The sequence below is a fragment of the Clostridium fessum genome, from assembly GCF_003024715.1.
GTDB classification, from domain to species: domain Bacteria; phylum Bacillota; class Clostridia; order Lachnospirales; family Lachnospiraceae; genus Otoolea; species Otoolea fessa.
On sequence record NZ_PYLO01000002.1, the window covers coordinates 277,461 to 289,522 of the forward strand.

The 12,062-nt window shown below is 51.4% G+C and carries 9 protein-coding genes; all 9 read right to left on the minus strand.

The window, feature by feature from the left end; genetic code table 11:
• Positions 1-7 precede the first annotated feature (7 nt).
• The 9 genes from tig to gdhA all read right to left on the minus strand — a co-directional run bounded on the left by tig (position 8) and on the right by gdhA (position 12,007).
• The gene (tig, locus tag C7U56_RS06330; protein WP_107000635.1) at positions 8-1,144 is read right to left on the minus strand and encodes a trigger factor; all 1,137 of its coding nucleotides are present in this window, start codon (positions 1,142-1,144) and stop codon (positions 8-10) included.
• Between the two features lie 276 nt (positions 1,145-1,420).
• Positions 1,421-2,815: an aminopeptidase gene (locus tag C7U56_RS06335; RefSeq protein ID WP_107000636.1), complete on the minus strand. Its 1,395-nt coding sequence runs from the start codon at positions 2,813-2,815 to the stop codon at positions 1,421-1,423.
• 20 nt (positions 2,816-2,835) lie between these two features.
• Positions 2,836-3,294, minus strand: coding sequence for a D-aminoacyl-tRNA deacylase (gene dtd / locus C7U56_RS06340; RefSeq protein WP_022359969.1), 459 nt, complete (start codon positions 3,292-3,294; stop codon positions 2,836-2,838).
• Between the two features lie 38 nt (positions 3,295-3,332).
• Positions 3,333-5,150 carry a glycerophosphodiester phosphodiesterase family protein gene (locus tag C7U56_RS06345; protein WP_107000637.1) on the minus strand — a complete coding sequence of 606 codons (1,818 nt, stop codon included), beginning with the start codon at positions 5,148-5,150 and terminating at the stop codon, positions 3,333-3,335.
• A gap of 12 nt (positions 5,151-5,162) precedes the next feature.
• The gene (locus C7U56_RS06350; RefSeq protein ID WP_107000638.1) at positions 5,163-5,942 is read right to left on the minus strand and encodes a GTP pyrophosphokinase; all 780 of its coding nucleotides are present in this window, start codon (positions 5,940-5,942) and stop codon (positions 5,163-5,165) included.
• A 23-nt stretch (positions 5,943-5,965) separates the two neighbouring features.
• Positions 5,966-6,880 carry a S1 RNA-binding domain-containing protein gene (locus C7U56_RS06355; RefSeq protein WP_107000639.1) on the minus strand — a complete coding sequence of 305 codons (915 nt, stop codon included), beginning with the start codon at positions 6,878-6,880 and terminating at the stop codon, positions 5,966-5,968.
• A gap of 310 nt (positions 6,881-7,190) precedes the next feature.
• The gene (locus C7U56_RS06360) at positions 7,191-9,188 is read right to left on the minus strand and encodes a TRAP transporter permease (protein WP_181357190.1); all 1,998 of its coding nucleotides are present in this window, start codon (positions 9,186-9,188) and stop codon (positions 7,191-7,193) included.
• Positions 9,189-9,229: 41 nt separating this feature from the next.
• The gene (locus C7U56_RS06365) at positions 9,230-10,378 is read right to left on the minus strand and encodes a TAXI family TRAP transporter solute-binding subunit (RefSeq protein ID WP_233430208.1); all 1,149 of its coding nucleotides are present in this window, start codon (positions 10,376-10,378) and stop codon (positions 9,230-9,232) included.
• Between the two features lie 276 nt (positions 10,379-10,654).
• A complete protein-coding gene (gene gdhA / locus C7U56_RS06370; RefSeq protein ID WP_107000640.1) occupies positions 10,655-12,007 on the minus strand; it encodes an NADP-specific glutamate dehydrogenase in 1,353 nt (450 codons plus the stop codon).
• Between the last annotated feature and the right edge of the window lie 55 nt (positions 12,008-12,062).

A 12,062-nucleotide genomic window follows, 5' to 3' on the forward strand; every position in this document is an offset into this window, starting at 1 on the left:
ACGCTTTCTACTCCGCCTCGTCCTCGGCTGCTTCTGTATTCAGCGCCGCATTGTTCTCCTCAGTGCTGACGGTGATCTTGGCATTTTCTACCAGAAAATCAAGTGTCTTCTGCATCAGTGCCGTATCGTCCACCATCTTCTGATCGATGTTGTCATTCTGAAGCATCGTCTTCAGGCTCTCGTAGCCGTAGCGTTTCGCCAGTGCTTCCTTGTCCGAATCGTCGATCGTGATATTTTCCTGCTTCGCAATCTCATTTAAAACGAGGGACTGTTTCGCCATTTCCTTGGCTTCCTGGCGGATCTCCTGCTTGAAGCTGTCCTCATCGCTTCCAATCATGCCCGCATAGGTCGCCAGATCGACGCCGTAGGAGGATAACATGTTGGTGTATGCCTTTAACTGTGTATCATATGCCTCGTCGATCGATGCAGTCGAGCATACAACCTCTGAATTGTCCACAACCGCATTCAGAATATCCGTATCTCTCTGATTGTCAATCGAGAGCTGTTTCTGCTCTAAGAGGTTCTCACGGGTGGATTCACGGTATTTCTCCACGGTTCCATCATCCGGTGATACGGAAGCAACAAACTCATCCGTCAGTTCCGGAACGGAGCGCTCCTTGACCGCATTGACCGTTACCTCAAATACAACCTCCTTACCTGCCAGATCCGGGTTGTTCGGATACGAATCCGGGAAGGTCAGGTTTAAGTCTTTCTGATCGCCCTTCACAGCGCCGACCAGCCCATCCTCGAATCCATCGATAAAGCTGCCGGATCCAAGCGTCAAATCATATCCTTCAGCGGTACCACCCTTAAATGCCTCGCCGTCTAAAAGCCCCTTATAGTCAATGTTGACCTGATCGCCCATCTGAGCTGCCCGGTCTACCTCGCGGTACTCGGCCTTTGAATTCAACACCTGCTGAATCTGGTTTTCTACTTCCTCGTCCGTCACGGATGCCTCGGTCACGGTCACAGCGATGCCTTTGTACTCGCCCAGCTTCACGCTGCTCTCTGCGACATACTCCTCTGTCTCTGCTGCCGTGCTCTCTGCTGCGGTCGTCTCAGTCCCTGTCTTTTTTCCGCATCCAGATGCCGCTGCTGCTACCGCAACCGCCAGACAGATGCCTGCTATTTTCCATCTCTTCATTTAGTCGTCCTCTATCTCTCAATTTCCTGCCTGCGCCATCCGGCACCTGGCTTTCAAACGCACATATGATATATCTGCACGTATGTCTTACCAATCATCATACCACAAACCAGCCTGTCGCAAAAGCGATTTTTCAATATTTTATATTTTCAGCAACTCTTTTTTCATAGTTCATCACTTTTCCCAATTTAAGGAAACCGGATATGAATTATTTGATAAAAAATTCCGCCAGAAAAAAACGTTTTGTCTTTCCTGACGGAATTTTCTGGCTATTTTTTAGCTGCAAAATGCTGCAAATGCCAGATATGTGTTATAGATATCCAGTTTCGATGCCAGCTCAAATGGGGCATGCATGGATAAAATCGGAACACCCATATCCACAACGTCTACATCCATGCCAGCCACAAACAGGGCAACCGTGCCGCCGCCGCCGACGTCTACTGCGCCCAGCTCGCCGATCTGCCAGTATACGCCTGCCTCATCCATGATCTGGATCACTTTCGCCATCGTCTCCGCGCTCGCGTCGTTGCTGCCGGATTTGCCACGCGCACCCGTATATTTCGTCAAAACGACACCCTTATTCAGATAGCAGGAGTTTTTTTCTTCAAATACACTCGCAAACGTCGGGTCATACGCCGCATTGACATCCGCCGACAGGCACAGAGAATGCCTCAGCACTTTGCGGACATCCACATTTCCTGCCTTGCACAGTCCCTCGATATAATGCAGGGTAAAATCGGAATTTAAGCCAGTATTTCCAACGGAACCGATCTCCTCTTTATCTGCCAGAATCGTAACCGTCGTATATTCCGGGGACTTGGCTTTCATCTCTGCGGTCAGTGCCGTGTACGCGCACACCTTGTCATCCTGTCCGTAAGCGCCGACCAGGCTGCGGTCCAGACCGACATCCGTTGCTTTTACTGCCGGCACAAACTCGATCTCTGCACGCAGGAAATCCTTCTCCGTCATGCCGAAACGCTCATTTAAGATCGACAGCGCCAGCAGCTTGACCGGCTCCTTGATCGAGTCTTCTTCCTCGCACGGGTACGGCAGGGATCCAACAATGATATTTAATTCTTCGCCCTTGATGCCGTCTTTCAGTTTCCGCTCATTCTGCTGTGCGGCAAGATGCGGAAGCAGATCGGTCACGCAGAAGACTGGATCGCCCTCTTTTTCGCCGATGCAAATATCCACCGAGGTACCGTCCTTTAAAATCACAACGCCGTGCATCGCCAGCGGGATCGTCGCCCACTGGTATTTGCGGATGCCGCCGTAATAATGGGTCTTGAAATATGCCGCCTCTGCCTTCTCATACAGCGGGTTCGGTTTCAGATCCAGGCGCGGGGAATCGATGTGAGCCACGTTAATGCGGACGCCGTCCTCCAGCGGACGTTTTCCGAACGTACTCATCAGAAGCGCTTTCTTGCGGTTGATCTGGTATACCTTGTCGCCCGGCTGATAGATTTTTCCTTCTTCGAACTCCTCATAACCAGCCTCTTTCAGGCGGAGCACCGCCTCGCGCACAAATTCGCGCTCGGTCTTTGCCGCATTTAAAAACTCCTTATATCCCTCGCAATATGCAAATGCCTTTTCCTCCTGCTCCGGGGCTTTCTTTCCAATATTAGGAAATTCCCAGATCAGTTTTTCTCTCTGTTCTTTCGCTACTGACATATCCTTCCTCCTTTTGCAAATCATTTCTTTTTCACTATCGTATCACTATCCAGCAGAATCGTAAATGGTCCATCGTTTAAAAGCTCGACCTTCATATCTGCCCCGAAAATACCGTGCTCGACCTTCCGCACCTGTCCGGCGCAGCGCGCCAGCGCGTGTTCGTAGAGATGGTTCGCCAGTTCTGGATTTCCCGCACCCGTAAAGCCCGGGCGGTTTCCGTGGCTGCAGTCCGCGTACAAAGTAAACTGGCTGATCAGCAGGATCTCGCCATCCACATCCGCCAGCGAACAGTTTGTCTTGCCGTTCTCATCCTCAAAAATACGCAGCTTGCACATTTTATCCACCATTTTGTCGGTGATTTCCTCCGTGTCGGTGTCGCTGACGCCCATCAGCACCATATATCCACGGCCGATCGAGCCGATCAGCTCGCCGTCTACCTTTACACTCGCGTGTTTGACTCTCTGTAGTACAAATCTCATGTTTTTCTCCTGATTTTTATTTTTCCTGTAATCTTTCTTTACCGCAGCAGCGCCCTCAGCCGCGCCAGCAGATTCTCCGCATTTTCCTCGCCCAGAATGACCTCCCGCGCCAGGATCGGCCGGTCGGTGATGATGTTATCGACGCCGATCATCTTCATTCGCTCCAGTTCACTCTTTTTATTGACCGTCCAGACATGAACCTCCTTACCACAGGCATGGACGCGCTCGACCAGCTTCCGGTTCGCTGAACTGGAGATCAGGCTGATAAAATCGATCGCATCATCCTCGTAATAGCTTCCATATGCTGCCGACAGGATATAGCCCGTATAAATATCCGAATCCGCCGCCTTCACCCGCTTTAAATAAGAAAGACTCGTCGATGTCACGACGCACTGTTCCACGAAATCATTCTCCCGGATACAGTCCACGACCTTTTCCGGCAGATCGCTGGACGCGCCGGCATATTTGATCTCGATGTTCAGCATCATCCGTCCCCTGACATATTCGATAACGTCCTCCAGCTTCGGAATCCGCGTCCCGCTGTACTGCTCCGAATACCAGCCACCGGCATCTACCTGCTGCAGCTCATCCCAGGAAAGCGATCGGATCGTCCGCCGCGTCCCGTCGATCCGCTCCAGAGTGCTGTCATGGAACAATACCAGCACACCATCCCGCGTCTCCTGCACATCCAGCTCTGCAAAATCCGCCATCTGATCGACCGCTGCCTCCATCGCAGGCATCGTGTTCTCCGGTGCGCTCGTCGATGCGCCCCGATGCGCTGTGAGCTGCACTTCCCTCAGCTGATCCGCCGCCAGCACATTGCCCCGGTAAAAAGCGTCGTACATTGCTCCGGCGCTCAATGCCGTCAGAAGTGCCAGCGCCGCCATCCGATTGCGGCGGCTCATCCACGGAAGACCCGCATGTTCGCCAGCTTCAAACTTCCAGCGCTCTTTGTTCTGACGTTTCCGGTCCAGCTGCACATATAACACCGTCAATGCGCCATAATTGACCGACATCAGCGCGATGCTCATGAGCGGCATCAAAACCATCTCGATCCGGTCGCGCGCCTCTAAAACCAGAATCAATTCCAGACGCCGGTCCGCAAACCAGACAGCAAACACCGCCACAATCACAACCGCAATCAGATAGAGCACCACCGTTACCGCCGTAACTGCCAGATTGCACAAAACAAGCGTCCCAACTACCTGTACCCGATTACCGCGCAGCAGCTCCCTGCTTCGCAGAAATCCGCCCCGAAACGACCGCTGCTCCAGCATACAGCCAAAACAGATAAAAATCGTCGGAAGTGAAATCACAACCGCGCCAACAATCACGCCAACCAGTAAAAGCCGCCCCCAGTTCTCCGCCAGAAGCGCTGGAAGGATAAATTTGACCGCCTTCACATGACATAACATCCGGTAAATCAAAAATGAATGAAGCACCAGGCCGTGAACCGCCAGCACCAGAAACAACCTCAGATTCCGCTTTCGGATCTCTGATACCGTCAGACGGATGCCTGCCGCAAACATCGAAAAAGCGCTCATTTTCCGCGAGAGTGCCGCCGCCTGATATGCCGCCAGAAGTCCCGCCGCCTCGATGGAAACTCCCACCAGTAGGATCGCTGCCATCAAAACCAGAATCGCGATCGTAACCGGCCGCAGCAGGTAGGAAACCAGATTGCTGACCGTCACATAACTGTAGCCAGACGCGCGCACCGACAGCCGGAACAGCGCCGCCACTGCCTGCAAAAGAAGCGGCAGCGTGAGCAAACGGAAAGCCAGCTCAAACAGCAGAATATTCCCCCCATTTACCTGAACAATCTGCTTTGTCTCACCCATCCGCCTGCGTATCTTCATTTTCTTCGTCTCTTACTCTCCGGCTTCTTTCCGGTTCCCGGACGCAGATTCCCCGCTCCGTTTCCCGTCTTTCGGCTCCTGCTCGTTCCCCGCGGGCACATCCTCCCGCTCTGCTTTCTTCATTTCCTCCGCCACTTTCGCAGCTTCCTTCTCCTTCGCCTGTTCCTCCGCAATCTTCGTGATCGCCTGATTCAGGGAAAACATCTTATTATCCAGCATATCCGCCATATCCGCGCAGGCTTTCAGTTCCTGCTCCAGATAATCCGGCGCATTTCCTTCAAATTTATAATAAATCTTGTGTTCCAGACTTGCCCAGAAATCCATCGCTATCGTCCGTATCTGGATCTCCACCTTCGTATCCACCGGACCATCGCTTAGATAAATCGGGATCGTCACAACCATATGGTAACTCTTGTAGCCGTTCGGCTTCGGATTCTTGATATAATCCTTCACCACCAGCACTGTCACATCCGACTGACGCGCGATCATCTCCGCGATTCGGTAAATATCCGGGCTGAACGAGCAGATAATACGGATGCCCGCAATATCGCTCAGATGCTCAATCATGTTCGGGATCGTCACCTCATGTCCACCGCGTTTAAGCTTCTTGACGATACTCTCCGGTGTTTTCAGGCGCGATTTGATGTGCTCAATCGGATTGTAATTATATAAATGAATAAACTCGTTATTTAGAATTTCAATTTTCGTGTTAATCGCTTTCAGGGCAGAATTGTACAGAAACATGACTGTCGTCCACTGGTCAAGCTGATTATACGTCTCAGGGATATTCAATTTTCCCTCTCCTTTACTGCTATTTAGTCAAATTTAAAGCCCTTTAACAGCTCAGCAAACCCGGTTGTCGCCTCGCCTGACTCATGATAATTAAATACTTCCTCTTCCGGCGCTTCGTCCGGCTCTACCTCTTTCATGCTAAGGCTTAGTTTGCCATTTGCGGTAGACAGGATTTTCACCGTCACTTTCTGTCCCACCTTTACGACTGCACCCGGATTCTCCACGCGCTTTTTACTCATCTGGGAAACGTGTACCAGTCCGCTTAAGCCATTTTCCAGCAGAACAAACGCGCCGTATGGCTTGATTGTCTCGACCGTTCCTTCCATGATCGCGCCGGTCTCACAACGCGCAATCCGGCTCTTCTTCTCCGCATCCTGTTTTTCTCTCGCCAACTCTCTGCCGGACAGGACGAGACGTTTCTTCTCCTCATCCGCCTCAATCACCAGCACCGGAATCTTCTTTCCATTCCAGCTGTCCAGATCCTCGACATACGCTGCATCCAGTCTCGACGCCGGTATAAAGCCGCGCACGCCTTCCACCATCGCAACCGCACCGCCGTTTACGACCTCGGAAATAGTAACCTCAAGCGGTGTGCGCTCATCGAGCAGCTGACGGAAATGTTCCCACGTCATCCTGTCATTCGCCTCCTTGCGGGATAAAACGACATTGCCCTCGCCGTCGTCGGTCTGAATTACCGTTGCCGTGAGCAGGTCGCCCGGCTGAATCTCTTCTTTCATATTAAAATCCGGATCATTGCTCAGATTCTCACGGTCAATCACGCCCTGAGCAAAATATTTCAAATCCACCAGCACCTGGTCGTCCGTCACTGCAACAACCGTGCCAGTCACAATATCGCCCTCATGCAGACGCTTGAAAGACGCCTCCAGCTCCTCGGCATAGTCCTCCATTGTCTCTACCAACTCTTTATTCTCATCCATCCTGGTATTTCTCCTTTCCGTTCCTTCTACACTCTTTTGGGTGGCAAAACTCTATTGACTATTTAACCATATTCCACCCGATATTTCCAGAGTGAATTTGTGAAAATTATCTTAAAATCGATTCGCTACCGCCCGATTCACAGCCTCTGGTTTGCAAACATCCCACCGGAAACAAAAAACATACCTTGCTGAAACCGCCCGAAGTTTCCTATGCCACAAAAGACCGCACATGCCTGCGCCTGTGCGGTCTACGTTTACACACACTTCACATCACAGTTTACACGTTATGTAAACTGCAATGCAAATTCATTCATCCAACACCCGTCTCCGCATCTTTCTCCAATCCATGGTTCTTCTGCCAGAATGTCACACCGCCAAACAACACAAGTCCCAGAAGATCCGTCCATGCGCCCGGATCCATCATGCACAGACCGCCCACGATCAAAACCAGCCGCTCTACAACGGACAGCCATCCAAACAGAAAACCGTTAAGCGCCGCCGCAATCCCGAAGATACCGAGCAGCGAGGTGATGCAGATCTGCACAACCTGCAGTGCATTCGTGTCGATGAATACCATCGCCGGGTTAAATGCCAGAATATACGGCACGATAAAAGCGGCAACCGCCAGCCGCGTCGCATTGAGCGCCGTTTTCATCGGAGGCGCTTTCGCGATCGCGGAACCCGCATAAGCTGCCAATGCCACCGGCGGTGTGATATCCGCCACGATTCCGAAATAGAAAACAAAGAAATGCGCGCAGACCAGATTGATCCCGATCTCCGGTGCAATCAGAATCGGCGCACAGGTCGCCGCCATAATACAGTAATTTGCCGTCGTCGGAACGCCCATGCCAAGCACGATACAGCATAACATCGTCAGGAACAGCGCGATCAGCGGTTTTCCCTGGGAAACTGCCACAATTGCCGTGATCAGCTTCGATGCCAGACCGGTCGATGTGATACATCCAGCCACCAGCCCCGCCATCGCACAGGCAACCGCCACCGTGATCGTGCCGCGTCCGCCTGCCTCCAGCGCATCCACAATCTTTTTCAGCGTGATCCGGTTATTCCGGTTCAGAGCACCGACCGCAATCGCGGCAAAGATCGCTACCGACGCAGAAAACTGCATCGTAAATGTATTTGTCGATACCAGCACCACCAGCACAATCAACGGTGCCAGCAGATAGATCTGTTTCATCAGCACCCGCATCTGCGGCAGTTCCTCCCGCGGAATTCCACGAAGTCCCAGTTTCTGTGCCTCCAGATGCACTGCGATATAAATACCCGCAAAATACAGCACTGCCGGAAGAATCGCTTTCAGCGCCACCGTCGCATACGGCACGCCCATATATTCTGCCATCAGGAATGCTGCCGCGCCCATGATTGGCGGCATGATCTGCCCGCCGGTCGAAGCAGCCGCCTCCACTGCTCCGGCAAATTCCGGGCGGTAACCACATTTTTTCATCATCGGGATCGTGACCGAACCCGTTGTGACAGTATTTCCAACCGAAGATCCCGATACCATCCCGCAGAGCGCCGAGGAGATAACCGCCACCTTCGCCGGACCGCCCGCCGAGGAACCGCAGAGACAGTTCGCCAGGTCGATAAAAAAATTCGAGATCCCCGTCCGTTCCAGAAACGCCCCGAAAATGATAAAGACCACAATATATTTTGCACAGACATTGATCGGCGTATTCATAACTCCGCTCGTCGTGTAAAATAAATCATAAATAACCTTTCCAAAACGCACCGTCGCAAATGTATATACAAGCAGTGCACCGACCACACAGAGAATCGGGATTCCCACACAACGCCTGCAAAGTTCCATCAGCGAGAGCACCGCCAGAATCGCCATCAGCACCATAACCGGATTCTTCGTGACCCGCGTCGCCAGCTTAATGATCGCATGCGCGTTCGCCGCAAAATAGAAAAATGGAACCGCCCCCACTGCCATCAGAACCCAGTCGTACCACGGCATATGGTTGATGCGTCCGTCTCCCTTCTGAATCGGATAATGCAGATACCCGAGAATCAGAATCATTCCCAGAAACATCGACAACCGGATTTCCGGCAAGGCGGTACTGAAAAGCGTCACATAAATGCTGTAAACGGAAAATAATACCGACAGCCACCGGATGATCGATGCTGGTTTCCCCTGCCAGACGCGCGTGTTGGACTCGCGGTCATATTTTTTCATGACTAACTCAACATCCGCAGCTGTCCCTGTGTCCGAATCGCCCTTTTTCAGGCTTTCACGTTCCAGGTATTTTAGATCTGGTGCCCTGTTTTTCTTTTCCTTCCATTCACCCATTCGTATAACCCCCTTTCATACTTCATTTCTGGGTTTCCCCCTTATTTCACCGGCACCTCCATCCCTTTCTCTGCGAAATAATCCGCTGCTCCCGGATGATACGGAACCGCTGTGACCGAAGTGGCAAATTCAAGGTTCAGCTCCGCTCCCTTCGCATGCGCCGCCTTGATGGAATCCATATTTTCAAAGACGCCATAGCAGAAGTTATAGATATCCTCTGCCGGAACGTCATCGCGCGCCACTACTACCGCACCGACAGCCACCGTCCTGATATCCTCATCCGTTCCATACGCGGACGCTGGGATCGTGTTTTTGCTGTAATATGGCGATTCTTTAATCAGCTGATCCATATGCTCATCGTCCAGGCTGACGAGATACACATCCTTCGTCGCTGCCAGGGAGGTGATTGCGGTCGTCGGTGCACCCGCTACGACAAATGCCGCATCAATCTTGCCATCCTGCAGCGCCTCTGCGCTGTCCCCAAAGGATTGATACGTCGGATTTATATCTTTTTCGATATCCAATCCATATGCTCCCAGCACATCCACCGCATTATAATAGACGCCTGACCCCGCCGCGCCGACCGAAACATTTTTGCCTTCCAGATCGGCTACCGACTGAATCGACGGATCCAGCGTAACAATCTGCACCTGCTCCATATAGAGCGCCGCCACGGTCGAGAAATCAGCAACTTTTCCATATTCTTCAAAGAGATTCGTACCATTGTAGGCATATGCCATGACATCCGACTGCACAAATCCCAAATCCGCATCATGTGCATCCAGCGCCTCGATATTTGCCTGCGAACCGCCCGATGTGATCGCCGTCACCGAAGTGCTGGTCGATTCCCCTATCTTTCCTGCAAGCACGCCGCCAAATCCATAATATGTACCCTGATCGCCTCCCGTCGTGAAAATGAGGCTGGTTCCGCCATCCTTTCCGCCCTTTTTCGTGTCTGTCACCTGCGCAGCGCCAGCCCCACTCTGACTTTCTTCCTGTCCGCCTGCTGTGTTACCGGCAGTATTCCTCCCGGCTTCATTTTTACCTCCCGCAGATGTCTCTGCCGATACTCCTGTCGTTCCGGTACTGCCGCATCCCGTCAGCGCCAGCCCTGCCGCCATCGCCATGGAAATTGCTACTGCCATGTGTCCCTGCATTCTCGTTTTTTTCGTCTTTTTTGTTCTTCTCATTCTCTCATTCTCCTCCCTGCTTGAACATTTACGTCTTAGATAGACTGTCAAAAATTACCATTACTATTTTATGTGTGGGAGGGAAGAATTATTCCTTGACACGTTAGTGCCTTTTTGCGTAATAGGGAATTCCAAGGAATTTCCTATTACGCAAAAAAGACCGCTGAGCCGGACTTCCTGTCGCCAGGTTGTCCGAATCAGCAGTCTCTTTATGTAACTGCGTTATGCAATTATATTACTTATACATTCACTCCATATGGTATGGGGAACTACTGACTACCAGCAGATACCCTGAGCCATCATAGCGTCAGCAACTTTCTGGAAACCAACGATGTTAGCACCAGCTACCAGGTTGTAGCCTAAGCCGTATTTCTCAGCTGCTGCTGCGGAACCATCATGGATACCAGTCATGATCTGATGAAGTTTGGAATCAACTTCCTCTGCTGTCCAGCTGTATCTCTCGCTGTTCTGGCTCATCTCAAGACCAGATACAAGAACGCCACCTGCGTTAACAGCCTTGGACGGAGCTACTACCATGTTCTTCTGCTCCATTAAGAACTTAAGAGCTTCGTTGGTAGTTGGCATGTTAGCAACCTCGATGTAGTACTTAAGGCCGTTAGCAACCATCTTCTGAGCCTCTTCCATACGAACGTCGTTCTGAGTAGCAGCCGGCATAACGATGTCAGCCTTAACGCCGAACGGTTTCTCACCTGGGAAGAACTGTACGCCGAACTTGTCTGCGTAATCCTGAACTTTGTTACGTCCAGATGCTCTCATCTCCAGCATGTAGTTGATCTTCTCTTCAGTTACAACACCTTCCGGATCGTAGATGTATCCGTCCGGACCAGACAGGGTAACAGCCTTAGCACCCAGCTCAGCCAGTTTCTTGCAGATACCCCAAGCAACATTACCGAAACCAGATACAACAACGCTCTTGCCTTTGATGTCATCGTTCTCATGTTTCATAACTGCTTCTACATAGTAAACAGCGCCGAAACCAGTTGCTTCCGGACGTACCAGAGAACCACCGAAGGACATTCCCTTACCAGTGATAGTACCGTTCTCGAATGCACCACGGATCTTTCTGTACTGACCATACAGGTAACCGATCTCACGAGCACCTACACCAAGGTCACCAGCCGGGATATCTACGTCCGGTCCGATGTGACGATATAACTCAGTCATGAAGGACTGGCAGAATCTCATAACCTCTGCATCGCTCTTGCCGTTCGGGTCGAAGTCAGAACCACCCTTAGCACCGCCCATCGGCAGGGTTGTTAAGCTGTTTTTGAAAGTCTGCTCGAAGCCTAAGAATTTCATGATAGACAGGTTTACAGAAGGAGCGAAACGTAAGCCTCCTTTGTACGGTCCAATAGCGCCGTTGAACTGTACACGATAGCCACGGTTTACATGAACAGCACCGTTGTCATCAACCCACGGTACACGGAACTCGATAGTTCTCTCCGGCTCAACCATTCTCTCAAGAAGAGCAACCTTCTCGTACTCCGGATGTGCATCTACAACCGGACCCAGAGTGGATAATACTTCCTCTGCTGTCTGAAGGAATTCGGCTTCATGTGCGTTTTTCTCTTTGAGTTCTGCAAGAACTCTGTCAACATACTTGCTCATTGGATAATACCTCCTGATATGTATATAAGTTTGAATAGTTCACTGAACTATGGTT